We start from the raw sequence: 25,953 nt of genomic DNA, 5'->3' as shown, positions 1-25,953 counted from the left end.
CTCTGCTTATGTGGTTGATTCATCGGTGTTGGTTTTTTCAATAACGCATTCAAAACCATCTTTATATTTTTGGTTCCCAGCCGTTTTCATACTTCCTGCTCCACAATGCCATCGCATCTCGGTCAAAAATTCTTCCGGTTTTCTCGTCTATAGCAAAGCCTTTACCAACGCGGAATGCGGTATTTGCGTAATGCACCATGGCCATACTAATACTCGCATCTGCAATAGGCGCGTTAAGCTTCGCTTTACCACGTATGGTATCAAAAAAATTAAATACATGAGCTGTCGATGTATCGCCGCCACCACCCAAAGCGGTACCAGCTTCGTTCGATCCTGCTATTTTCTCTTTGGTCGTTTTACCGGCAAGATCAGTCATTTTATAACGTCCACGGTCAACGAAAACGGTACCCTCGCTGCCGTAAATTATCGTACCCCGGCCGGCGCCGTACGTATCATATCCATTGCGGCTTTTGCCATCCCACTCTATAATTTTGTCATCGGCAAAGTTAAATGTCGCTTTCATACTGTCGTACATTTCCCAACCGTCCGTCGGAAATTGCCTTTTATAAGCTTCAACCTGCGCATGCTGTGGATAATTTACCTGGAGTGCCCAGCGAGCCACGTCTAATTCGTGGGTAGCATTATTACCCGCTTCTGCTGTGCCAAAATCCCAGCCGTACCAGTGCCAGTTATAATCCCAAGTATTGTCTGTGTAGTCGCGGCGCGGTGCAGGCCCCTGAAAAAGATCCCAATCTAGTCCGGTGGGTGCAGGTGCTTTTTTCTGCAAAGGAACCGCTCCTCTAGAATTCTCATAAAAAGCAAGTGCTTTATAGGGCTTGCCAATAGCACCAGCGTGAATCATATTAACAACTTCTATTGTATGGTCTGAAGAACGTTGCTGGTTGCCCATTTGCACAACAGCACCGTATTTTTTTGCCGCAGCGACCAGCATTTCGTTCTCATGCATATTATGGCTACAAGGTTTCTCAACATACACGTTTTTCCCTGCTTTTAATGCCATAATTGAACCTGGAGTATGCCAATGATCTGGAGTTGAATTAAATAATACATCAACGTCTTTATCCGCTATCACCTTACGTATATCATTCTCCAATTTTGGGCTATAATCTAAACTTTTTTTGAAATTTGCAAATGCTTTTGTTCGCTGGCTCTCCATCACATCGCATAAATAGACCAACCGTACATTGCTTTTACTGTTTACAATCGCATCTTTATAGGCAGAGTGTCTTCTTCCTAAACCGGCAATGGCTATATTAAGGCGGTCGTTTGCACCTATTATGCGCCTATAGCTGCTTGCCGGCATCGCCATGGCCGAATTAGCTATTGCTATGCCTGCGCCTCCCAAAGTCGCGTGTCTTATAAAATCTCTTCGTGTCGTCATGGTTTTAAATTTAGGGTTTTATTTTTTATTTTTTTTAAAAGAGACAAAATTTCTATGATCCTGTAATAGCCTATTTCGAAATTTTGAACGCCTTTTGTTGGTTGTCGTATCATTAGCCGCTAATTTTCACCAGCTTCCGCTTCAGCTAAAGTAGCATAAGGGGGCTGATTATTTTCATAGCCGGAATAACCATAATTCTGATTGATCCGTCCGCCGCTGTTGCGAGTGCAGTATCTTTGTCCGTCGCAACATTTCCTTTGTCATGCCTAGAAAGCCATATCTCAACTTTGTTCCATTCGTTTTTCCACATTGGGTTGAGGGTTGCTTTTTTCTGCTATGAGCGCCACACGGGTCATAAATACAAATGCTTCAGAAAAATCTTTGAATTTTGAATGCTCGATACAATTTGTTATTTCTTTCCTGCCACATCATCCTATAACTTATTTTTACAAGATAGCATTTTGTCATGCTTTTGATGATATTTTAAAATATTCTCGTTTGTTTTTCTATTGGTATCCCTTTGCCTGAAGTTGGAAAAGTTCTGCATACCTGCCCTTTGCGTCTAGCAGTTGCTGGTGCGTACCAGATTCTAACAGTGTTCCATTTTCGAGAACCAATATTCTGTCTGCAAGCCTGGCGGTAGAAAAACGATGTGAGATTAACACTGCAGACTTTCCTTTGGTTAGTTCTGCAAAACGTTGAAAAACTTCATACTCTGCCCTGGCATCCAGCGCGGCCGTTGGCTCATCAAGAATTAAAACTTGGGCATCTTTCATATAAGCTCTGGCTAAAGCCACTTTTTGCCATTCTCCGCCAGATAGTTCTACGCCATCATTAAACTTTCTTCCGAGCCATTGCTGGTAGGCGCCTGGAAGTTTTAAGGCAAGTTGATTTGCCAAGCTCTCTTCGGCAGCTCTCTTAACAAGCTGTTCATTCTCTATTTCTTTTATATTTCCAACAGCAATATTTTGATAAAAGGTCATTTGATAGCGGATATAATCCTGAAAGATGATGCCCAGATTATGTCTCAGGTCATCGAGGTCGTAGTTTTTTAAATCTTTCCCATCCAGCAAAATGCGTCCTTCGGTTGGATCATATAACCTGGCCAACAGTTTTACCAAGGTTGTTTTTCCCGCTCCGTTTTCGCCAACCAAAGCCAATTTCTCTCCTGGCTTTAGCTCAAAGCTTAAATTTCTATTCGCCCACCTATCGCTATTGCGGTATTGGAAGCCTACCTGCTCAAACACAAATCCAGTTTTAATAGGATTTGGAAAAGGTAAAGCATTTTGCGGTCTGGTAATTCTCGGTTTGATTTCAAAAAAATCGATAAAATCGTTAAGGTAGATAGCACCCTGAGAAACCATCGTGAAGCGCGAAAGCATGGTTTCCATTAACCCGCTAAGCTGCCTAAATGATCCAGCTAGAAAAGTAAGGTTGCCCACTGTAGATTTACCGGTAACGGTCTCATAAATGATAAAACCGTAAGCCGCATAATAGCCCATTGTACCCAGCACAGAAAAAAAACTGCCCCATATTGAGCGCCGGATAGCGAGTTTGCTATTGTCGCGGTAAAATTTATCTGACAGTGTTTTGAAGTGGCCTACAATAAAATCCGCCAGTCCGAAAATCTTCACTTCTTTTGCTGTTTCATCACTGGCGCCCAAATAACGCAAATAATCCAGCTCCCTACGTTCAGGAGTTTGGCTGCGTGAAAGTGCGTAGTTTTTGCTGTTGAAGTAGGACTCGCCTAAAAAGGAAGGGATAATGGCAAGCAATAAAAGTAGTATTAACCAAGGGTTAAAGGCAATGAGGGCCGTGAGTAGAAAAGCCATGGATATAAAATCCTGTACCTGGCTCATTACCTGCGAGAGCAAAACCGTTCTGCCAACCGTCTGTTGTCTGGCACGTTCTAATTTATCATAAAAAACTGAATCTTCAAACTGATCTAGATCTAGCGTTGCAGCATGCTCCATAATACGAATGGATGTATAGTTGGAGAATAGATCACCTAACAAGCTATCTGTTAGGTTTATCATCCGATTTAATCCATCCGTTAATAATGCCAAAGCAAACTCCAGTGCAACCAGTTCCCACAGCTCCTGCAAATTGCCAGATCCAGCGTTTGTGTTTAAGGCCACCACTTGATCTATAATGAGTTTACCCACATACAGCAATGCAACGGGCATCGCCGAGCGCAAAATTCTTAATGTAAAACTAATTGATGTTTTGCTTGGACTGCTTTGCCAAACCAACTTAAAAAAATTGGGTAAGTTCTTTAGTGAGGAAAGACGTTCTTTGAAAGAGATATTTTCTATTGGAATTGTATTTCTATTTTTTGCCATTTAATGAATTAGGGAATAACAAATTTAAAATTATTGTTGCGGGAGCGTTACAGCTTTTTGTAAAAAATTTTGGGAGAGTACAGACATAAGCAGAAGGGTCGGGATTTAGCTATTAGTGTCCTAAAGCCTTCACTATTTAAACCAGTAACTTTAAATAACAGAACAAAAACAGCATGTTAAATCAGCGCCGTCTTCAAACACTATTGATTTAGCTCCTCCCCTTTTTTTATAACGGCTTCATTAATTTCCCTCACCCGTTCTGTGTCTATTTTCTCAACCTCACGGTCATACGTCAACAGCCCATTTATCTCGTGTTCAACATCGGTTGTCTGGGTATATATGGCAACGCTAAGCCCTTGATATTTCATCAATTGTTCTACTTGATTTAGAAGCAATACATATTTGTCTGTCAATGCGGCTTTTGTCGGTTCGTAACCGTAAGCGTTGTTTTCTACTGGCCACATGTGATTTCTTACATATAAACCAACTCCGCCGAATTCACCTAAAGATGCAGCCCTTTTACTATCTGGTTTAGAGGCACCATACGGCCCAATGTAGATGTGAGTATCTACAAAATCTCCATTGCCGGGATCGCCATAAGCTTTTTGATAATTGGGATTGTTGTTGAAACCAGAGTTTCCATTTACCAATCGCGAAGGATCATAATGTTTTACCCAATCGGTAATTTCTTTTACATCAAACGCACCCCAGTTTTCGTTAAACGGAATCCAGGCGATGATAGAAGGCGAATTGTAATGATCATCCATTATGGCTTTAAGTTCTTTACGAAAAGCCGTTCGTACTTTTGCAGTATCTTCATGTTGATACCAGATAGCTGGCATATCCTGCCATACCAATAGGCCGAGTTTGTCTGCCCAATAGTAAAAACGCTTCGGCTCTGTTTTCATGTGTTTTCTAATGAGATTAAAGCCTGCTTTCTTTGTAAACTCAATATCATACTTTAAAGCCTCTTCTGTTGGAGCGGTCAGAATGCCATCTGGCCAATATCCTTGATCAAGCAGACCAAGCTGCATCACAAATTTATCATTAATCAATGGCCGCACCACTCCTTTTAGTTTTCCAAGTTTTACATCACGCATACCAAAATAACTGGTCATTTCATCGGTCACCTTGCCCTGCTTGTCTTTCAGCGTAATTTTTAAATTGTAAAGGAACGGATCTTCCGGCGACCATAACTTGGGTGATTTTACGGGCACATAGAATGGCACGCCAGGCTTTCCTTGCATCTGAGAAATCACCTTGCTTCCTTCTAATACATTTACAAATACCTGAGACGAAGGCGCGTTAACCGTTACCTTTAAACGACTATTTGCTACATCTGGCAATAAACGAACGGTTTTGATGTATATTTTGCTAACAGGCTCCAACCAAACCGACTGCCAAATTCCAGAACTAAATGTATAATCTCCACGTGGACCATTTTTTCCTGAAGGCGTTCTTCCATCGTTTGGATCATGTGCAGCCAAAACCAAAATGTTGGTTCCTGCTTTTAAAAAGCTAGTAATGTCGAAATTAAAAGAATCATAACCACCTGCATGTGTTCCGACTTTATTTCCATTCACAAACACAGTGGCATCATGATCAACGGCTTCAAAATTAATGATAACCTGTTTTCCTTTCCAGGTTGATGGAATTTCAAAATTTCTACGGTACCACATATTTATTTCCTGCTTGCGTTCTATTCCAGATAGAAAAGATTCTGGACAATAAGGAACAAGGATCTGTTCTTGTTTCCCTGCAAAGGAAATAGGTTTAATTGGATTTAAAGCATTTGCCACTTCTGCACCGCCAAGATAATCCCATTTACCGTTAAGCGATAACCAATCCTTTCGCTCAAACTGCGGGCGGGGATATTCTGGAAAAGGTACTTTCGCTTCTATCGCCTCCTTGGTTCAGTTAGTAGGCAATTTAGCTGATTGACCAAAACAAATGTTTAGGCAAACAACATTAAAAAGGATTTGGAAGTAAAAAAGTGGTTTCTTGGTAATGCTCATAACGGCTGATTAAAGTTGGTTAGATTAAAAACAAAATTACCTGTTTTTAAGTTAAAAAAAGTGATTTACAGGTTTTCTGAATGTGCTTAAAAACTAAATTTTGCAGATTAAAGAAAGCTGTTTGGTTAAAAACCAATGTTATGAGAATTCTTAATCTCGGCCATTACAAAAGTGCTGTGCGTGCTGCCAATACTTTCAACAGAACCCAACTTGTTAAATACAAAATCTTGGTAGTTCTTCATGTCCTTGGCATAAACCTTTAGAATAAAGTCATACTCGCCAGAAACATTGTAGCACTCCACCACTTCGTCTATGCTTAAAATATCCTCTACAAATTTATGTCCTATGGTTCTATCATGTTGTTTAAGTTTAATATTGCAGAACACAATAAAACCCCGATTAAATTTTTCGGCGTTTAAAATGGCAATGTATTTTTTGATATAGCCATTATTCTCTAGCCGCTTTACCCGCTCGAAAACAGGCGATGGAGACAAATTTACCTGCGCAGCGAGCTCTTTTGTGGTGTAACTTGAATTGTTGCCCAATATTCTTAACAACAACAAATCGGTTTCATCGCATCCTTCCATAGAATAATTTTCTTTTAGATGCGCAAATCTAAGTACTAATCAGCATAATATCTTAAAAAAATAAACAATAGAGAATATTTACCTTATTAATTAATTTAATTTGGTTTTTATACCTACTTAATTACCTTTGAAAAGAATTAAAAACTGATTGTAATATAGAGTTCTTTACACATTTCTGCAGTCGGAAAAGGTTTTACTTTTTGTAAATTAATAGGGAATCGTGTGTAAATCAGGAGCTGTCGCGCAACTGTAAGTAACATTAAATTTTTATCAGCAAATGCTAGAAAAGGTAAAAATAGTTACAAGTCAGGATACCTAACTATTCCGAAATGACGATGCTTTCGCGATTTGAAGCTTGAAGTCGGACGAGTGCACAGCTTAGGCAAAACATCTCTAATTGGTTGTCAATGCGCGCATTTCTCTTCCTCTAAGTTTCCCAACAAAGCATCTAGAGATTAAAAATGGGCTATTAACCGCAATTGTTAACCATTAAAAAATTAAAAACAGATGCAAACACACAACCTTGGCTATCCGCGAATTGGTAGCAACAGAGCATTAAAAAAAGCCAGCGAGCAATACTGGGCAGGTAAAATTTCTTTGGCCGACCTATTGGGCAAAGGCAAAGAAATTACCGAACAAAACTGGAAATTGCAGCAAGAGGCAGGAATAGACCTTATTCCCTCAAATGATTTCTCCTATTACGACCAAATTCTGGACATGTCTTTAACTGTAGGCGCTATTCCGAAGCGCTACAATCAGGTGGTGCTTACAAAAACAAATAACGAGCTAGATTTATATTTTGCCATGGCTCGCGGCTATCAGAAAGATGGTTTAGACATTACCGCCATGGAAATGACCAAATGGTTCGACACAAACTACCATTATATTGTACCCGAATTTTATAAGAACCAAGCCTTCAGCCTATTCTCGAGCAAAATAGTTACGGAATTTGTAAGGGCGAAGCAATTGGGAATAAAAAGCAAACCTGTAATAATCGGCCCGGTGTCTTACCTGTTGCTTGGCAAAGAAAAAGAAGCAGGTTTTGATAAGTTAGATTTGATTAAAAAGCTGCTACCAGTCTATTTGCAGATTCTTGGCGAATTAAAAAATCATGGCGCAGAATGGATCCAGTTTGATGAGCCGTTTTTAGCGTTAGACATCGACGAAAAGGCAAAAGAGGCCTTTAATTTTGCTTATGCAGAAATTAGAAAGCAATTTCCTACCCTTAAAATATTGGTAGCAACGTATTTTGAAGGATTAAAAGACAACCTAACACTAGCCACCTCCCTCCCAATAACAGCTTTACACATAGATCTTGTGCGTTCCCCAGAACAATTAGATGATGTTTTAAATGCCATTCCGAAAGAGATGATTTTATCCCTCGGCCTGGTGGATGGCAGAAATATTTGGAAAAATGATTTCGAACAATCTTTATCATTCCTCAAAAAAGCTGTAGCTAAACTTGGCTCGGATCACTTGCTAATTGCTCCCTCCTGTTCTTTACTTCATTCGCCATGCGATTTGGATTTAGAAACTGATGAAAAAACGCTTGGCCCAGAAGTTAAGCAATGGTTAGCTTTTGCCAAACAGAAAATAGATGAAGTAGTTATGCTGAAAAAACTTGCTTCAGAAACTCCTGATGACACAGCTATTGCCAAATTAGCAGAAAACAAGAAAGCCATTGCAAACCGCAAAAGTTCTAAACTGATTCATAACGAAGGAATAAAACAACGTGTTGATGCCATTACAAGCAAAGATTCTAAACGCTTAAATGCATTTTCATCAAGAAAAAAAATACAGCAAGAAATTTTAAACTTGCCGCTTTTTCCTACCACTACCATAGGCTCGTTTCCACAAACCGCCGAGGTTAGAAGCTGGAGAGCCCAGTTTAAGAAAGGAGAAATTTCACAATCCCAATACGATGCGCTTTTGAAGAAAGAAACAGAAGAAACCATTCGCTGGCAAGAAGAAATTGGCATAGATGTACTAGTACACGGCGAATTTGAGCGGAATGATATGGTTGAATATTTTGGAGAGCAGCTTAACGGTTTTGTGTTTACCAAAAATGGATGGGTGCAGAGTTACGGTAGCCGTTGTGTAAAACCACCTATTATTTATGGAGATGTTAACCGCCCAAAAGCCATGACTGTTTATTGGACAGAGTTTGCGCAATCTTTAACCAAAACCTTGGTTAAAGGAATGCTTACTGGGCCGGTTACCATTCTGCAATGGTCTTTTGTGCGCAATGATCAACCCCGCTCGCTTACCTGTAACCAAATTGCACTTGCCATTCGCGATGAGGTTATCGATTTGGAAAAAGCCGGCATCAAAATTATCCAAATTGATGAACCAGCGATTCGAGAAGGTCTTCCGCTGAGAAAAGCGGACTGGAAAAATTATCTTAAATGGGCAGTAAATGCTTTTAAAATAGCCGCAAGTGGTGTACAAGATGAAACGCAGATTCATACACACATGTGCTACTCAGAATTTAATGACATTATAGAACACATTGCAGACATGGATGCCGATGTGATCACCATAGAATGTTCACGGTCGCAGATGGAATTGTTAGACGCTTTTGCAGATTTCAACTATCCCAATGAAATTGGCCCTGGTGTTTACGACATTCATTCGCCTCGAGTACCTTCAAAAGAAGAAATGGTGCAGCTTTTGGAAAAAGCAAAAGCCGTGATACCTATTGATCAGCTTTGGGTAAATCCAGATTGCGGACTCAAAACTCGCCATTGGGCAGAAACCAAACAGGCATTGGTTGAAATGGTTGCGGCAGCGCAAGAAATGCGCACCGAAGTGTTGGTTTAAAACCTAATAAAATGCTGCGCCAAGGCGCAGCATTTTCTACATTTTTTTGTCGGTTGCTTAACGTTACCCACTAAAGTTCTGCATTGATTGTCCTAATTACACAAACAAAACATTTCTTACTTCAACTCAAAAACAGCAAAAATTGGTATGTGGTCTGAGAGTTTTCGCGCAAGCTTGAGACTGGCAAAAAGCTTGTAGAAATGAACTACTCCAGCACTTTTTAAGCTTATTTTCGAGCCGTTAAAATAAAAATTATCGAATTCTGAGGCCAAGCAATCGCCATTTAAACACCGCTGTCTTAAGGTCGTTTTCTGCCCAATCAACGCAGATTTATAACCCATTTTACGAACTGGATTAAACACCGAATGCGACTGCGGAATGTTAAAGTCGCCACAAAAAATTAGGTTGTCTTTTGGATATTGTGCCGGCAAAAACTTAAAATATTTAATTTCTCGCTCTGGCTGATGCGACTTAGTAATGGCATGAAAGTCAACCACCGTAATTTTTTTGCTGCCAATTTCAAACCGCCCATAAAAAGGTTCTCTTTCTATCAATTCTTTGTAGGTAGATTCGAGCCAACTCAATCCAATCTTTCTAACTTTTGCCGTATTCCAAATAAATGCATAACGCTCCGCTTTATTTCCTACGTTAACACTAGTAACATCGCTCACCACATAATTCCATTTTGCACCCTTTCTGCTAAGTGCGTCGGCAAGCCGAGCCACAGCCTGTGGACCGCCGTAACCTGCCACCACTTCTTGAATGGCCAGTATGTCATATCCTTTTGTTAAATCTGCAACAATTCCAAGTTCTTTATCAGTTTTCGATTTTCCAAAATCTTTTAAATTCCAAGAAACAATTTTAACCGTGGTTTGCCCGAAGCAAAAGATTGTTAAAAAGATAAAGATTACAGTGAGTTGGAATTTCATTTATGAGACAGTCAAAAATACGCAGAAATTATAGCTCTGTAAAATCTGATTTGTAATTGATTTCGAAAATTGGAGATTGTAGTATCTGTTAAAAACAAACTACTTACAACCTCCTTAATTTTCTTGAGAGCGAGGCGCTAATTTATACGATATCTTTATTGATTTAGTTAAAGTTGTCAAAAAAACTAACCCCATTTATTCGTCTATCTTTTAGCATGGCCAAAATTACGGAGCGTAAAACAGCATTCCTTACGGGAAACCGTAAAACGGAAAAAAAACTGAAAATACTTTTTTACGGGTTAAATCTACCGTTTGAAAATCGGCTTTGTTTGTTAGAACAGACTTTGGTTAAATGATGCCAAAGTCTTTGCAATAGGCAACCAACTGCTCGTTTTTAGAAAAATTTAGCGCCTCTTTCATTACATTAAGGCGCTTCTCTAAACTACTTAATCCAGAAGGTTTTATATTGTTTTGTTTCAAATACAAGGGAATGTCTTTTTGCAACATACCGGCCGATAGCAAAGAGATGATGGAAACATCGAAATGAGTAAACTCGTGAGCGTTATTCTCATTTATTTTTTGTTTTAAATCTGCTGTAATGTGCTTATTATTTTTGCGGATGGTTTCAATGGCAAGCTTTAAATCCTTCGCATCATGCCGCCCCTTGCGCACGTAGGCATCAATGTCAAGCTCATTAAACAAGGAATCGATAAGTGCCCGTTTATTTTCTGCAGAAAACACCAGTACTTTTATCTTTGGCTGCAACTGTTTTACCGCCATGATCAGCGCCTTGCCATCAGAAATTTTTTGCGGCCGGTGGTCTTCCTCAAAAGAAAGATCGGTAATGAGCAGATCAAAAGGCTTATGTTCCTCGATAGATCGCGCAATGTGCAATAAGGCATCATCGCAATAATAGGTATATTCGGTAGCCTTAACGCCTAAATCTGCGAGCGTTTTCTGCACAGAAATATTGGCGCTTTCGTGATCTTCGGCAATTAATACTTTTTTGAACATGGCAAAAATTTAAGAAATCGGGAAAACGATTTGAATCTTCAATCCCTTTATAAAATTATCGTCAAAGGTAATCTTCCCTTTTATTGCTTTTATACGGTTTCCCGTATTCGTCAATCCATTTTTAAAAACAACATCATTTTTAATCCCTATCCCATTATCCGTGTACCAAATATTTATTTCGCCATTAATTTGCTCAAACCGCAGGGCAACATGGCTCGCTGCGCTATGTTTTCTCATATTTACCATCAATTCCTGCAATACTTGCTCTATTTCGTATTTCGAATTGTCGTTTACGTTTTCCCATAATTTTTGGTTGTTGCCAACAAGTGCAATTTTTGTGTCTTCTTTGGCAAAGGAGATTAACATATTTGCTATTTTTTCTTGAAAGTTACCGCCAGAAAAGCCAATTTCTTCATAAGATATGTCACGAGATTTCTCATACAGCGCTTCTATTTTATCTAAAAGAGGCTCCATATTTTGGCTTTCATAATGCTCCATTTCTGCCATTACCCGGTATAGACCATTTGCAACTACATCGTGCACCTTCTTAGATGTTTTCAACTGGCTAGCACGAATTGCATTTTGGGCATCCACTTTTAGCCGTTCTCTCCTTCTCTTATACCAAAAAGCTGCAGCAATTGCCGACGAGAATAAAACAAAGATTGTTCCATACAGCAATAGCTCTCCTTTAAAAATCTGGTAGCTTTTTACTGCATTGTCTTGTTGCAATTCTAAATTTTCTGCTTTGCCTTTTTCAGTTTCATAGCGAATCAGCGCGAATTGATTTTTAGCCTTGCTACGAGCAACTTGTAAACTATCGTTTATCCGTTGAAAACGTTCAAAATAAGCCTTTTCCTTCGCCATCGGACTTAACTTAATCAATATTCCCAAAGCTTGTAGTTGGTCGTCTTCGCTACTAATTTGCCTCGCTACACTGTACATTTTATTTGCATACAGCAATGCAGAATCACTATTCTTAGTGTAATAATAGTCAGATAGATGAGCGTAGCTTGCATTTAGTCCCCAAAGATCTTTTGCTTTTTTACGAATAGCTAGCGCCTGATAAAATTTCCCTTTGGCGTTGTATGCCGGATCTTGTTTCCACTTTGTCATTGCCAGATTAGAAATTACCCTAGCGTATTCGGTCCTATTAAGATGCATTTCTTTCAAAATCCCTCTATAAATAGAAATGGCTTGCTTAAAATCTCCCATGGCCTGATAAGTTCTGGCCTTGTTGTTTAAACAGATCATAATTTTTGCAGAATCATCAGCGTACTTAATGGCACTTTCATAAAAACGGAGTGCGTTTTTGTAATCATGAAGCTTATAAGTTGCAATACCGAGATTATTGAAATTAGAGTTAATGAATACTTTTTGTGCGGAAATTTCAGGATTAAAATATGTCTCGGCATTTAGAGAAAGTTCCTGTCCGCCAAAGTAGTCGCCATTAGTGGTAGAAATAATGGCCATATTAACCAAGCATTTGCCCGCGCCCAAACTATCGCCTTGCAACAAAAAAAACTCTTTCGCCTTATTAAAATACAAAAACGCGCTGTCGCTTTTACCACTTTCCCTAAACTCAAAAGCCACATCATAGGCTTTATTTTCTGCTGTAATTTTCTTTTGCTTTTTTTTAGTGGAACAGGAAAAAAAGAAAGTTAAACACAACAAAAGAAAGGAGATACGCATGGATTTATCTAAGTTTTTTCGAAGATAAAAATTCTTCTGCACCTTTAGAGTGATGCATCAATTTTTGTTTATCACTAAATTACAGTTCTTATAGATTTAGCAAATAGCAGTTTGAAGTATCGAGTAAATAAAGTAAATCAAAAACCTACAGGGCGTAAAAACTCCCTGTAGGTAGAAGTGTTAAGTCTATTTTGGCGGCGGTATTTGTCCGGTTTCGCCGCCCGGAGTATGGTCTTCGCCACCAGCGGTAGATTGACTATTACTTGTGGTGTTAACGTAAGCTGCGCTCTGGCTGTTAGAATGGTTGTTGTGGTTAGGACTTACAAATCCTAACAAAACGGAAATAAATAAAGATAAGAACATGATTCAAAAATTTTTAAGGTGATGAAAAATGGCTCTACACGACCATTCGCGGAGTTTGCCAGAATTGCATCAGAAGGCCTTCTGAAATTTTTGGGAAGTAATTGTGAGGGAACGCAATGCAGATTTCTGCTTCCCAAACCGGCAACCAGCACTGCGTTCTTCTCTAATTCTAAAATCTGTTTTGTACTTTTACATCGGTAGCTAGCCGAATGCAAGACAGGTTTGTTGAGGACAAATGTAGCTGCGGTAAACCCCTAACTATAAGCAAATTCCAATTGTTCCGATTATTCCAACAGAATTCCGAAATTGCTTGCTTAATGAGGAAATCTTAACCAGTAAATTGATTAACGACTCTAAAAATGTTTGAAGATTATAAAAACCAGTTGACCGAAACCTATAAGGAAAGATGCTCAAAATCGATGCTTTCTAATGCCTTAATAAATCCGACGCCCGCAAAACTGAAACGGGAATGCGTAGCTGTTTACGCTAGAAATAGCAATACGCCCAATGATTACCGCACACTATCAGATTTTTTTGGACAGCCAGGTGATTCTGGAAGCTTTGAAAGTTTAATAAAGCGTTTTGATGTAGATAAATTTAGACCTCTAAATAATTTCTTACTGGGCAAAACAAATGATCCCGACGATAGAAATATAGAACTGCTAGCATGGCTGATGGATTTTAAGCCAAGACCATATCGGTTTGATGATTTTCAAAAGTCTAATTCGACACCTGCTGAGTTGCCAAGAACAACCGAATCAAACAGTCAGATTACGAAAGAACCGACGCAGCTTCCAGATCATCCAAGCGAAAAAAAGCAACGCAATCTCTCTATTTTAGGCAAATGGTTTCTGCCTATGGCTGGCGTTGGAGTCTTAATTATGGTTAGTAGTTTTTTATTCTTTTGGGGAGGTTCAAAACCCGACCAGCATTGCATGTATTGGGCAAATGATCATTATGAATCCATAAACTGTAATAAAAAGATTTTTGGCAAGGAAAGCATTGCGCTGGATACCTTATTACTTTTACATTTTAAGAAAATTACCAGACCAGATACCATTACAGATAAGTCTTTGGGGAGGATTTGGTATGTTAAAACCGGCGGTAAATTAGAATTTTTTACTGCTGATGGTCAGCACCCGATCGATAAAAAGAAGGGATTGAAGCCCATTACAAGCTATGTTATTCACAAATATTGTGATAGAAAATAAGAGTTGATTTAGGCAACAACCAGAATTAATTCTGAATAAAAATTTAAAAAACTAGAGGTGGTTATGAGATAATTATTTTTAACTTCCCAGCTTTAAAGCTATACGATGGACGAAATTAGATGGGGCATTATAGGTTGTGGAGATGTGACCGAGAAAAAGAGCGGACCTGCTTTTAATAAGGTAAACAACTCTAGGTTGGTTGCGGTAATGCGAAGAAACGCAGAGAAAGCTGCAGATTATGCGCAGCGACACAACGTGAAAAAATGGTACACCGATGCCAGAAAATTAATCGAAGATCCTGAAGTGAATGCCATATACATTGCAACACCGCCTCTGCAACATGAAGAATATGCCCTTGCCGCTATCGCGGCTGGCAAGCCTGTGTATGTAGAAAAGCCGATAAGTTTAAATGCTTTTGCCGCACAGCGGATGATAGATGCTGCTGTAAACAATGACGTAAAACTCTGTGTAGCACATTACCGCAGAGCGCAACCCATGTTTTTAAAAATAAAACAGTTGCTAAAAGAAAAAGCTATTGGAGATATTCGATTCGTAAATCTAAAAATGTTAAAGGAAACAGCGCCGCATTTGGTTGCTAAGAGCGAGCGCAATTGGAGAATGGATCCTGCAATTGCGGGTGGAGGATTATTTCACGACCTTGCCCCACATCAATTAGATTTAATGCTATATTATTTTGGCGCTGCCCAGAAGTTTTCGGGTATCTCTTGTACACAGCAGACCAATGCCACAGCAGATGATTTGGTTATCGGCCATATACTATTCGAAAGTGGGGTGGTATTTAATGGGACTTGGTGTTTCTCTGTTGCTCCAAAAGATAGAGAAGATATTTGTGAGATTTACGGTTCGAAAGGTGTAATCAGGTTCCCAATATTTGGCTATCAAGCCATTGTTTCGATAGAAGGCGTAGATAAAAAATATGACTTTGAGCCCTTAGACCATGTTCAGCAACCGATGATTGAAAAAGTAGTAGACTATTTTTTAGGCAAAGGCCCAAATCCGTCTAGTGCCGAAAACGCCTTGTTAAGTATGGAAATATTGGATGCGTTTACCCAAAAAAACTGAGTGTCCGTTTTATCTTTTTTTTTAAATTAAACCCAATGCATTGGTAGAATGAAATTGCTTTCCCGAATGCTCGGAATGGGCAGTGCCTCGCAATAACGGCGTAAAAAAATATTATGCTCTAACTTTTTATTTTACCATAATTGGATAAGGTCTAGAATCTGCCCAATCTACAACAGGTAAATTATAACTCATATTTTTTTCGATTTTAAATCCTGCAGTTTGTAATTCCACGTTAATGTTGGCATGTTCTTGGGCAGAATCTTCTAAATGAAGTATGGGCTTTTCGCTATCCACATTTTTAACGTAAAGTGTGCAGGGCTTGTCTACCTTAATATGTAAATCATTGATGGTAAGTTCACCAGCCTTGTAGAAAATAACGTGCAGTATATTTGAGGACAAGTATTTAACAGCCTGTAAATCTTCGTTATTTCTCAATATCTGTATCATATCAATTTAGGTTTTTTAATTTCAAATCTTTTAGGTTTGAGGGTATAATCCCCAATAAAAATCCAATCTACTGAAAAATCAAGTTTCTCTTTTTTTGAGAAACAGTTTCAGATTTCACAACCTCAAACACACTTGTAATTTTTACGAATTATTTGGTTTATGTATGTTACCTTAAAAGCAATAGTAAGTAGCTAAATGTACCTATATAAAAATAGATTTAAAAGTTTTTCTTTTATAAAGCTCAATTTTATTTTCGAAGCTAAATAGCCTTCTTTACGGCATGAAGTTTCCATGCGTTTGAAGATGGCGTGTCAGTCCAAAAGAATTGTAAAACCAATCATTTTTTCGTTGACAATAACCGCTAAGCTTTTTAATAGATAAACATAACGGTTCTAAATTGGAACAATATTTCGCAAGCACCGCGCTGAAAACTATCTTTGCAGAAATTATAAACAGATATGGCAACAACAAAACTTACAATAAACAACAACGGCTCTGTGAAAATAGATGGCGATTTCGAAATTGTAGATAAAGACGGCAACAATTATGGATTGCAAGGTAGAACAATTGTTTCTATCTGTAGATGTGGTCTTTCTGCAAACAAACCTTTTTGCGATGGCTCTCACAAGAATCATTTTGAGCATGAAGCGATAGCATTTGATTTGCCTCCAAAGAAATAAAAAAATGAAAAAGCAGCGGTAGGTTAAATCTACCGCTGCTTTTTTTATGCCTTGTTTTTTTTCAGAAAACTATCGTCCTGTTTCAAATGGCGATGCTGGCAGGTCGCTACTGTTGTAAAGGTTGCCATCTGGATTGTCTGCCCAATCATACCGTGCAAACTTTGGTTGTGGCACGTCCGAAGCACTTAACATCACCGCATTACCTTTAATGGTTGCGTCTGCCCAATGCCAAACCTTATCGACACCTGCAATAGCAAAACCTTTCAATTTCGTATCGCCTTTTGCCTGTAAGCCTTTAGCATGGCTAAAATTTAACACCATATTTTTTCCTTCAATCTTACTACTTGTAAGCATAGGACCAGAATATTCTATGTCTTTTTTGTATTCATTGTGCAGTGCAATAAGCGCTAGCCTCCTGCCAACCTCTTGTTTGTTTTTTGGGTGGATGTTATCTGCTTCGCCTATATCAATTATGGTGGCCATACCTGTGTGTGGCAACTTTAGTGTATTTAGTTGGGCGTCTCTTAATTCGGCCCAGTTAGATTCGCCAGGTTCTTTTTGCTTTTCCATAAAATTTGCAAGCTGTACAAAATAAAATGGAAAATTCCCTTGCTTAAACTTTGCTCGCCAATTGGTTATCATCAAAGGAAATAAGGTTCTATATTGTTTTGCTCTATCGGCATTACTTTCGCCTTGGTACCAAAGAGCGCCTTTTATGGTATAGTTTAAAAAAGGATGGATCATTGCGTTGTATAGAACGGTAACCTGATTGGGGTCGTTGTCTGCTTGTGGCCTTGGTTTTACTTTCGCCAAGTCAAAACCGATTTTGTATTTCCAGTCTCCGGCAAGAGCAATGGAGTCTCCTCCTACCATGTTTAATTTCAACAAGTTGCTATCGCCGTAAAATCCTCCACCGCCACCTGTATCAAAAACACGAACGGTAATTACGTTTTTGCCCGCTTTAAACAAATTAGCTGGCACTTTATATTTCCTCACATTTGCAACACCTACCGTCTCTCCTACTTTAACGCCATTAACATAAGTTACATCATCATCGTCTATCGTACCCAAATTTAATTCTAGGTCTTTGCCAGTCATACCTGCTGGCAAATTTATTTCTTTCCGGGTCCAAACTACTCCATCAAAATTCTTTAAATCATCGCCTTCCCACAAACCCGGTGTCTTAATTGTCTTCCAATTAGAATCGTCAAAATCTGCTTTAGTCCAAATTGCCTCTCCATTGCTAAAACCTTGGTCGGCTTTCATTACTTCGGCATTCCAAGCTTTAAGTTTTTCTGAGTACGGCTCTACTTTACCGTTTTCTTTATCGCTAATTGTTTTTAAAGCCTTGGCAAAATCGGGCATGCTTTTCAGTGCAGATGCGCTTGTCCATGCTTCTGCTACTGTGCCGCCCCAAGAAGTGTGTATTAATCCTATCGGGATACCAGTCTGTTTAAAAATTTCTCGTGCGAAGAAATAGGCAGCAGCAGAGAAACCTTTTGCACTTTTAGGGGAACATTCTTGCCAACCGCCGCCGTTGTTTAATTTTGCATCATCTAAGGGCACATAACTCGTTTCATGTTCTGCCTGTAGCAATCTAATTTTTGGGTAGTTTGCATTTTTTACTTCCTCTTCATAATTTTTTACGCTAACCCAGCCGTCTAAAGGCATTTCCATGTTCGATTGCCCAGAGCAGATCCACACATCGCCAATAAGTACATTTTTTAAATTGGTAACCTCCCCATCAGAAATACTTATCTGATATGGGCCGCCGTAACTTGGCGTTGCGACGGCAACTTTCCAATCGCCATTGGCGCCAGTGGTAACATTATACTTTTTCTTATTCCAACTGGTAGTTACCGTAATTACTTTGCCTTTTTCTGCCCAACCCCAAATGGCTGCATTTGTCTTTTGCTGCAGCACCATATTATCGGCAAAAACAGATGGTAGTTTAACCTTAGCAAAAGAAGCCAGACTAAAACAGGAGACTAAAAAGACAAGAACTATTTTTTTCATTTTTAAAGTGTTATTGGTTAGCTCTAAATATAAAAAAAATACACTAGATAACCGCTTTAAACCTAAGCATTAATAAAAAATAAGGTAATTAAGTTTTACTTTAGCTTTAAACATTGCTGATTATTTTCTCTATAAGTAATGACTATGTAAATGCTTAACTGTCCTAATTTCCGTCCCGACAATTAAAAATCAAGGCAATCAAAAAATATCCTTAGCTTTGCCGGATCAGATGAAGGTATTTTGTTTTTTAGCGGCCTTAATAATTTTGTGCATGTCTTTTCACCCATGCGCAGATAATTTCTCTGTAGGCGAAAAACTTCATACAGAAAACGTTGAAAAAACGGTAAACCATCAGCATCAAAATCAGGACGAATGTAGCCCATTTTGTAGTTGCGCTTGTTGTTCTGTTAGAGCAATTTCAAAAAACAACAACCATTTTGCTTTTCATCTTCAACAAGAAAACGCAAAAGACGCTCAAAAATTAAGCTCTAAACCAATAGACATCAGTATTTCTATTTGGCAGCCTCCGCAATTGGCTTAGGCTGTTGCGCTTAAACGCGGGCTGACCTTTTCCATCATACCAAGATGTTCAGCCGACCAGGACAGCCAATCTATTTCAAAATTTTTCTTTAATTCTTTGCAACTCTCGCCTTGCGTTGATTTTTTTCAATGCAGATTGTTGCGTTCCATTTTACTAAATTTTTAATTCCAACAATTAAGAATGCTGAATAATATCATTAAATTTTCTATAAAAAATAAGCTCGTCATTACTGTGTTCACTTTGTTACTGGTGGTTTGGGGCGCTTGGTCTGTTACGCAACTCTCAATCGATGCCGTTCCAGATATCACCAACAACCAGGTTCAAATTCTTACCAGTTCTCCCAGTAATGGAGCAGAAGACATCGAACGGTTTGTAACGTTTCCGGTAGAGCAAACCATGTCTACCATTCCGGGCATAGAAGAAGTTCGCTCTTTTAGCCGTTTCGGACTATCGGTAGTTACCGTAGTCTTTAAAGAAAACGTGGAAGTTTACTGGGCCAGGCAACAGGTAAATGAGCGACTAACAGAAGCCTCGAAATCAATTCCAGACGGGATGGGCACGCCAGAAATTGCACCGCTAACAACCGGCCTTGGCGAAATTTACCAATACGTTATCCATCCAAAAGAGGGTTTCGAATCTAAGTATAATGCTACAGCGCTTAGAACGCTGCAAGATTGGATTGTTAGACGTCAGCTTTTGGGTGTTGCTGGTGTAGCCGATGTAAGTAGTTTTGGTGGCTATTTGAAACAATATGAGATTGCGCTCAATCCAGAGAAACTAAACAGCATGCGTATCAGCATTGAAGATGTTTTTACGGCGCTTCAAAAAAACAACCAGAACACAGGAGGATCTTACATCGACAAAAAACCAAACGCCTATTTTATTAGAAGCGAGGGATTGGTAAACAGCATAGAAGACATTGAGAATATTGTTGTAAAAACCGATAAACAGCGCATCCCAGTATTAATTAGAAATGTAGCCACGGTTAAAATTGGTGCAGCAACCCGATACGGCGCCATGACGAGGAATGCAGGCGGCGAAGTTGTGGGTGGTTTGGTATTAATGTTAAAAGGCGCAAATGCATCTAAAGTGATAAAAGATGTGAAAATAAGAATGGCACAGATCAGTAAAACACTACCAGAAGGTGTTGTAATTGAGCCCTTTTTAGACCGAACCAAATTGGTAAACAACGCCATATCTACAGTTACCAAGAATTTGGCAGAGGGCGCGTTAATCGTAATTTTTGTGCTTGTGCTGCTTCTGGGGAATTTTAGGGCAGGCCTAATCGTCGCCTCTGTAATTCCGTTAGCCATGCTTTTTGCTGTTGCGATGATGAATCTGTTTGGGGTAAGCGGCAACTTAATGAGTTTAGGCGCCATAGATTTTGGTCTGATTGTAGATGGGGCAGTTATTATTGTAGAAGCCACGCTGCACCACCTGTCTACACGAAAAAACAAAGAAAAGTTAAGCCGGAAAGAAATGGATGAAGAAGTTTATCATTCTTCCTCAAAAATTAGAAATAGCGCGGCTTTTGGAGAAATCATCATCCTAATTGTTTACCTACCAATTCTTGCGCTTATTGGCATAGAAGGAAAAATGTTTCGTCCGATGGCCCAGACTGTTGGCTTTGCCATTTTAGGTGCCTTTATTCTTTCTATTACTTATGTGCCGATGGTTAGCGCCCTATTTTTAGGTGGCAAGGTAAATACCAAAAGAACTATATCAGATCGTATTGTTGGCTTTTTACAACGTGTTTATGCACACATGTTAAATTTTGTATTGAGATTTAAAACAGCGGTAGTAAGTGTTGCCTTTAGTTTGTTGGTACTTGCCGTAATTACCTTTCAATTTATGGGTTCAGAATTTATCCCATCTTTAGATGAGGGAGATTTTGCTGTTGAAATGCGCGTACTTACCGGAAGCAGCCTTTCTCAAACCATCGAAGCAGCAACGCGCTCCTCAAAAGTAATACTTGAAAATTTCCCCGAGGTTAAGGAAGTGGTGGGGAAAATTGGCTCATCAGAAATCCCCACAGACCCGATGCCAGTAGAAGCGTGCGATTTAATTGTAGTGCTGAAAGACAAGAAAGAATGGACAAGTGCAAAAAACCGCGATGAACTTGCAGAAAAAATGCAGGCCAAACTAGAGCAATACATTCCAGGCGTTACCTACGGTTTTCAACAACCCATCCAAATGCGCTTTAACGAACTTATGACAGGCGCACGCCAAGATGTGGTGATAAAAATTTATGGAGAGGATTTAGATAAACTTAGCACTTATGCAAACAAAATTGGAAAAATTGTTGGAAAGATTGATGGCGCCCAAGACGTTTTTGTAGAGCAAGTCTCTGGATTGCCACAGGTGGTTGTTAAATTCGACAGGGCTAAAATAGCACAATTTGGATTATCCATCGAGAATATCAACACCGTTATAAACACCGCATTTGCAGGCAAAAGTGCAGGGTTGGTTTTTGAAGGCGAGAAACGTTTTGATTTGGTTGTAAGGTTGGAAAAAGATAAGAGACAAAGTTTAGACGACATTAAAAATGTTTACGTAACCGATCCGAACGGAAATCAGATTCCATTGGAACAGGTTGCAGACATAGATTTTAAAACAGGGCCAAACCAAATTCAGCGAGACGATGCCAAACGTAGAATTTTGGTAGGATTTAATGTGAGAGGCAGAGATGTAAAGTCTATTGTAGAAGAAGCCAAGCAAAAAATTGATGACCAAGTGGTTTTCGCTCCAGGCTACTACCCTACTTTTGGCGGTACGTTCGAAAATTTGGAAGCCGCAAATGCCCGGCTTGCCATTGCAGTACCGGCGGCACTCTTGCTGATCTTCTTCCTGCTCTACCTCAGTTTTTCATCTGTAAAAAATGCCTTACTCATTTTTACCGCCATCCCCTTATCTGCCATCGGCGGTGTGTTTGCGCTTTGGGTTAGAGGAATGCCTTTTAGCATTTCGGCAGGCGTAGGTTTTATTGCGCTTTTTGGAGTTGCCGTGCTAAATGGAATTGTATTGATTGCAGAATTTAATCGACTAAAAAAGGAAGGAATGACAAATATTACAGAAATTATAAAAATGGGCACAGCTATTCGACTAAGACCCGTAATCATCACAGCACTGGTTGCGTCTTTAGGGTTTTTGCCCATGGCTTTATCGAATGGAAGTGGCGCAGAAGTGCAGAGACCGTTGGCAACCGTGGTTATTGGCGGGCTTTTGAGTGCCACGCTGTTAACCTTATTGGTGTTACCAATATTGTACATCTGGTTCGAGAAGATTGGAAAGAAGAAGGTTGTTGCCAAAGGAACTCTGCTTATATTGTTGTTTATTGGTTTTAGCGCTACTGTAGCCAACGCCCAAACCAAACCGGTAACACTTCCCGAAGCCATTGAAATGGCAAAAAAACAAAACAAAAACCTTAGAAGTGTAGACCTCGAGATTAAGCTACAGCAGAGAATGGGCAAAGGCTCAACCGAGATTAAGAAAGCAGAATTTGGGTTTGAATATGGGCAGCTTAATAGCATAGAAAATAGCGACAATCGTTTTTCAATATCGCAAACCATCCCTTTCCCAACTTTATTTTCTGCAAACAGAAAACTTGCAGATGCTAAAATAAATTCTGCGGAGCAAAAGTTTCTAACGACACAGAATGAACTGATTTATCGCGTAAAGCAAGTGTATACTGAACTGCAGATGGAGTATATGTACAAGTCATTATTACAGAAGCAAGATAGTATTTTCAGTAGTTTCCTAAAATCGGCAGAACTGAGGTATAAAACAGGCGAGAGCAATCTGTTAGAAAGTACCACCGCACGAACCGAATTAGAAGAAGTTAGAAACCTGCAACAGGAAAATGAAGGAGACCTTGCCGTATTATACCAACAATTAAGTCTGTTACTTTCTTATAGTGGCGACCTATCAATTGCAGAAAGAGCATTAAACAGCAGTGATTTAACGCTAAACTTAGACACGAGCAAGGTAAAGCAAAATCCTTATCTAAATTATTTAAGCAAACAGATTGCTATTTCTAATGGACGGAGAAAGGTAGAAATTGCCAAAAGCTTGCCAGATATTACTGTAGGCTACTTTAATCAATCTATTATTGGCACGCAGAACATTTTAGATAGAGATGTCTATTTTGATAGCGGACAACGATTTGATGGAGTTCAAGTTGGCCTTGCTATTCCGCTTTTCTTTGGATCCCACCGCTCTAAAATAAAATCTGCCGGTATAGAGGCAAATATCGCAACCGAAAAACTTGCCTATTACCAACAAGAAATCTTTAGCGAATACCAGCAAACGATGCAGGAATATTTAAAGCAAAAAAAATCCATCGAGTATTATAAAACATCGGCTTTGCCAAACATCACACTGATTGAAAAAAATAGTCAACTTGCCTACCAAAGTGGAGAAATAGGATACCAAGATCATCTCCAAAACCTTAAAAAAACGATAAATACAAGAAATTCATATTTATCGACTTTGCATCAGTTTGTTAAAAGTAAAAACAGATTAGAATTTCTTATTGGCAACCCAACTTATTAATTTATAATACTTTAAAAAATGAAAATCATCTATACTATATTAATTACTTGTCTGTTCTGTGTAGGATTGGCTGCTTGCGATTCGAAAAAAACAGCACATAAAGAAGAGTCTGCAGAAGTAGAAAGCCCGAATGAGGTTCAGCTAACGCCAGAGCAATATAAAACAGCAGGAATTTCTCTCGGTAAAATTAGTTTAAAGGTATTAAGTGGCACAATTAAAGTTAATGGCAGTTTGGATTTGCCGCCGCAAAGCAAAGTTTCCATCTCCACTCCTTTTGCGGGCATGTTAAAGAGCACGTCTATGTTGCAGGGAAAAAAAGTTCGGAAAGGTGAGGCGATTGCAGTTTTGGAACATCCAGATTATATTCAAATACAACAGGAATACTTAGAAGGGAAAACCCAGTTAAACTATTTAAAAACAGAATACGACAGGCAACAAGAATTGGCTGTTGAAAATGTTAATGCAAAGAAAACGCTACAGAAAGCCAAGAGCGATTATGAAACTGCGCTTTCCAAAATCTCTGGCCAAAAGCAACGATTAAAATTGATGAACATCAACCCAGCTTCTTTGAACAATGGAAATTTACGATCTACCATAACATTATACTCTCCAATTAGTGGTTATGTAACCGAAGTACACAGCAATATCGGATCTATGGCTTCTCCGTCAGACGTGTTGTTTGAAATTGCAGATACCGAACATTTACATGCAGAACTTACCGTATTTGAAAAAGACATACCAAAATTAAAGGTTGGTCAAAAAGTAAGGTTTACGTTGGCGAACGAAAGCAAGGAAAGAATGGCAACTGTTTATTTGATCGGAAGAGAAATTAGCGCCGAGCGTACCGTGAACATTCATTGTCATTTAGACCAAGAAGACAACCAATTATTACCGGGCATGTATTTGCAAGCGTTGGTAGAAAGCAGCGGAAAAAAAGTAGCTGCATTGCCCACTGATGCGATTGTACGATACGAGGGAGAACATTATATTTTTATTAAAGAATCAAAACAGGATACTGCTCAAATGCAAAGTCATTTTAAGATGATGAAAATTACCACAGGCATAACAGAGTTGGGTTTTACAGAAATTAATTTTCCTGAAAACACCTCTTGGGAATCGATGGATGTAGTTTTAAAAGGCGCATACGACTTGTTATCGAAGATGAAAAATAGCGAGGAAGGCGGCGACGACCATTAGTTCCAATAGACAGAATCGTCGGTCTTAGCCTTAACCTCGGTCTCAACCTTGACCTCAACATCGTGTAAGTACTAAAAATATAAAACATGTAAAAAAGCCATTTGACAATTTATAACGATTTTTTTATATTTTTAACAAAAATAATGGATGATGATTGTCAGACCAATTCGCCCAAATTTGGGTGTATATGGATGATAACGTCAGACATATATGCAAGTTATGTGTAAATGTTCCCCGAACGAAACTTATCAGTCAATGAAAGTTTTCGCCAATTGAAATGGACAAATTGTTAGGGGACATTATGAATAGTATTTAGTAAAGAGTAGTATTAAAAAAATCGCTAAAATACTTTTAAGAGATTTTTAAAACAGAAAATAATTAATCAAAAAAGTTTAAATATGACGGATGAAGATTTTGCAAAAGTAAAAGAATTTAAAACTTTCCAGGAGTTGGAGAATCTATTTATTAAGACAACTGAGGGTAAGGAATTAGACAGTATCGATGGAAGCTATTTTATGGTTTCATATTCTTTCCTACAAAGTGATAGATGGATAATTCAAGATGGAGGATATGAAGCACTACAAGCGGGGAATAGGTGTAGAGAAATGGTCTTAAAGACAAATAGTTCTCGAATTAAAAGTATGGAGAAAACAGAGGCTTCTCTATTTGTGTTACCATTGGAGAAGATTATGCTTACTATGTGTGATACTTACAGAAAATTAGATAGTCTATTTCTGGCAGAAACAAATAATATTACAGATTTAAGTACTTTCGATGGCAATTATTATGCAAAACAATTTTGGTTTATTCTTAATTCTGGCCCAATTGGCCAGAAAGGTAGTATAGATGAAGAAAGTAAAGCTTTTCGTAGTTGTGTAAGGTTAATTTCACAAACTCAATTATCGGATGAACAAAACCAAAAAATGCGCAAAGAAATTATTGCAGATAAATTGAAGGATTATACAGGAGAAAAAGGAGGCTGTCTAGGTAGCTTAGTATTCTTTGTTTTTGCTTTCTCATCACTAATTCTTCTATTGGTCTAATTCTATATCAAAAACGGCAACGT

General features: G+C 38.8%; 19 protein-coding genes and 1 riboswitch. Of the genes, 8 read left to right on the top strand and 11 right to left on the bottom strand.

The window, feature by feature from the left end; all coding sequences use genetic code 11:
• Positions 1-61: 61 nt before the first annotated feature.
• The 5 genes from ABIB40_RS00910 to ABIB40_RS00890 all read right to left on the bottom strand — a co-directional run bounded on the left by ABIB40_RS00910 (position 62) and on the right by ABIB40_RS00890 (position 6,346).
• A complete protein-coding gene (locus ABIB40_RS00910; protein WP_354355008.1) occupies positions 62-1,402 on the bottom strand; it encodes a Gfo/Idh/MocA family protein in 1,341 nt (446 codons plus the stop codon).
• Positions 1,403-1,683: 281 nt separating this feature from the next.
• Positions 1,684-1,758: a hypothetical protein gene (locus ABIB40_RS00905; RefSeq protein ID WP_354355506.1), complete on the bottom strand. Its 75-nt coding sequence runs from the start codon at positions 1,756-1,758 to the stop codon at positions 1,684-1,686.
• Positions 1,759-1,908: 150 nt separating this feature from the next.
• The gene (locus tag ABIB40_RS00900; RefSeq protein ID WP_354355006.1) at positions 1,909-3,744 is read right to left on the bottom strand and encodes an ABC transporter ATP-binding protein; all 1,836 of its coding nucleotides are present in this window, start codon (positions 3,742-3,744) and stop codon (positions 1,909-1,911) included.
• 200 nt (positions 3,745-3,944) lie between these two features.
• Positions 3,945-5,543, bottom strand: coding sequence for a glycoside hydrolase family 2 protein (locus tag ABIB40_RS00895; protein ID WP_354355004.1), 1,599 nt, complete (start codon positions 5,541-5,543; stop codon positions 3,945-3,947).
• Positions 5,544-5,884: 341 nt separating this feature from the next.
• Positions 5,885-6,346: an Lrp/AsnC family transcriptional regulator gene (locus tag ABIB40_RS00890; protein ID WP_354355002.1), complete on the bottom strand. Its 462-nt coding sequence runs from the start codon at positions 6,344-6,346 to the stop codon at positions 5,885-5,887.
• Positions 6,347-6,517: 171 nt separating this feature from the next.
• A riboswitch (cobalamin riboswitch) is annotated at positions 6,518-6,683 on the top strand.
• A gap of 170 nt (positions 6,684-6,853) precedes the next feature.
• Between ABIB40_RS00890 and metE the strand changes: the two genes are divergently transcribed.
• A complete protein-coding gene (gene metE, locus ABIB40_RS00885; RefSeq protein ID WP_354355000.1) occupies positions 6,854-9,166 on the top strand; it encodes a 5-methyltetrahydropteroyltriglutamate--homocysteine S-methyltransferase in 2,313 nt (770 codons plus the stop codon).
• Between the two features lie 116 nt (positions 9,167-9,282).
• On the opposite strand, the gene ABIB40_RS00880 is transcribed toward metE, so the two are convergent.
• The 4 genes from ABIB40_RS00880 to ABIB40_RS00865 all read right to left on the bottom strand — a co-directional run bounded on the left by ABIB40_RS00880 (position 9,283) and on the right by ABIB40_RS00865 (position 13,161).
• Complete coding sequence (locus tag ABIB40_RS00880) at positions 9,283-10,095, bottom strand: endonuclease/exonuclease/phosphatase family protein (protein ID WP_354354998.1); 813 nt, start codon at positions 10,093-10,095, stop codon at positions 9,283-9,285.
• A 348-nt stretch (positions 10,096-10,443) separates the two neighbouring features.
• Positions 10,444-11,109, bottom strand: coding sequence for a DNA-binding transcriptional response regulator (locus tag ABIB40_RS00875; protein WP_354354996.1), 666 nt, complete (start codon positions 11,107-11,109; stop codon positions 10,444-10,446).
• Positions 11,110-11,118: 9 nt separating this feature from the next.
• Positions 11,119-12,798 carry a tetratricopeptide repeat-containing sensor histidine kinase gene (locus ABIB40_RS00870; RefSeq protein ID WP_354354994.1) on the bottom strand — a complete coding sequence of 560 codons (1,680 nt, stop codon included), beginning with the start codon at positions 12,796-12,798 and terminating at the stop codon, positions 11,119-11,121.
• 186 nt (positions 12,799-12,984) lie between these two features.
• The gene (locus tag ABIB40_RS00865) at positions 12,985-13,161 is read right to left on the bottom strand and encodes a hypothetical protein (RefSeq protein ID WP_354354992.1); all 177 of its coding nucleotides are present in this window, start codon (positions 13,159-13,161) and stop codon (positions 12,985-12,987) included.
• Between the two features lie 359 nt (positions 13,162-13,520).
• Between ABIB40_RS00865 and ABIB40_RS00860 the strand changes: the two genes are divergently transcribed.
• Together ABIB40_RS00860 and ABIB40_RS00855 are read left to right on the top strand one after the other, a co-directional pair.
• A complete protein-coding gene (locus tag ABIB40_RS00860; protein WP_354354990.1) occupies positions 13,521-14,372 on the top strand; it encodes a hypothetical protein in 852 nt (283 codons plus the stop codon).
• Positions 14,373-14,477: 105 nt separating this feature from the next.
• Complete coding sequence (locus ABIB40_RS00855) at positions 14,478-15,455, top strand: Gfo/Idh/MocA family protein (protein ID WP_354354988.1); 978 nt, start codon at positions 14,478-14,480, stop codon at positions 15,453-15,455.
• Positions 15,456-15,581: 126 nt separating this feature from the next.
• Here ABIB40_RS00855 and ABIB40_RS00850 read toward each other — a convergent pair whose 3' ends face one another.
• Entirely contained in the window at positions 15,582-15,902 is a 321-nt protein-coding gene (locus tag ABIB40_RS00850) for a polysaccharide lyase beta-sandwich domain-containing protein (protein ID WP_354354986.1), read from the bottom strand.
• Between the two features lie 458 nt (positions 15,903-16,360).
• On the opposite strand from ABIB40_RS00850, the gene ABIB40_RS00845 reads away from it, so the two are divergent.
• Positions 16,361-16,582, top strand: a complete 222-nt coding sequence (locus tag ABIB40_RS00845) for a CDGSH iron-sulfur domain-containing protein (RefSeq protein ID WP_354354984.1) — start codon at positions 16,361-16,363, stop codon at positions 16,580-16,582.
• A gap of 69 nt (positions 16,583-16,651) precedes the next feature.
• Here the strand turns inward: ABIB40_RS00845 and ABIB40_RS00840 are convergent, their stop codons facing one another.
• Positions 16,652-18,598: a sialate O-acetylesterase gene (locus tag ABIB40_RS00840; RefSeq protein ID WP_354354982.1), complete on the bottom strand. Its 1,947-nt coding sequence runs from the start codon at positions 18,596-18,598 to the stop codon at positions 16,652-16,654.
• A 229-nt stretch (positions 18,599-18,827) separates the two neighbouring features.
• Here ABIB40_RS00840 and ABIB40_RS00835 point away from each other — a divergent pair, with 229 nt between their 5' ends.
• The 4 genes from ABIB40_RS00835 to ABIB40_RS00820 all read left to right on the top strand — a co-directional run bounded on the left by ABIB40_RS00835 (position 18,828) and on the right by ABIB40_RS00820 (position 25,930).
• Positions 18,828-19,139 (top strand): DUF6660 family protein, encoded by a 312-nt coding sequence (locus ABIB40_RS00835; RefSeq protein ID WP_354354980.1) that lies wholly within the window; start codon positions 18,828-18,830, stop codon positions 19,137-19,139.
• Between the two features lie 180 nt (positions 19,140-19,319).
• Positions 19,320-23,690, top strand: a complete 4,371-nt coding sequence (locus tag ABIB40_RS00830; RefSeq protein ID WP_354354978.1) for a CusA/CzcA family heavy metal efflux RND transporter — start codon at positions 19,320-19,322, stop codon at positions 23,688-23,690.
• Between the two features lie 18 nt (positions 23,691-23,708).
• Positions 23,709-24,887 carry an efflux RND transporter periplasmic adaptor subunit gene (locus ABIB40_RS00825; RefSeq protein WP_354354976.1) on the top strand — a complete coding sequence of 393 codons (1,179 nt, stop codon included), beginning with the start codon at positions 23,709-23,711 and terminating at the stop codon, positions 24,885-24,887.
• A 398-nt stretch (positions 24,888-25,285) separates the two neighbouring features.
• A complete protein-coding gene (locus ABIB40_RS00820; protein ID WP_354354974.1) occupies positions 25,286-25,930 on the top strand; it encodes a hypothetical protein in 645 nt (214 codons plus the stop codon).
• Positions 25,931-25,953: the final 23 nt, after the last annotated feature.

The organism is Pedobacter sp. UYP30 (assembly GCF_040547165.1).
In the GTDB taxonomy this organism is placed as follows: Bacteria; Bacteroidota; Bacteroidia; order Sphingobacteriales; family Sphingobacteriaceae; genus Pedobacter.
This window is presented reverse-complemented; position numbering and strand designations above follow the sequence as displayed.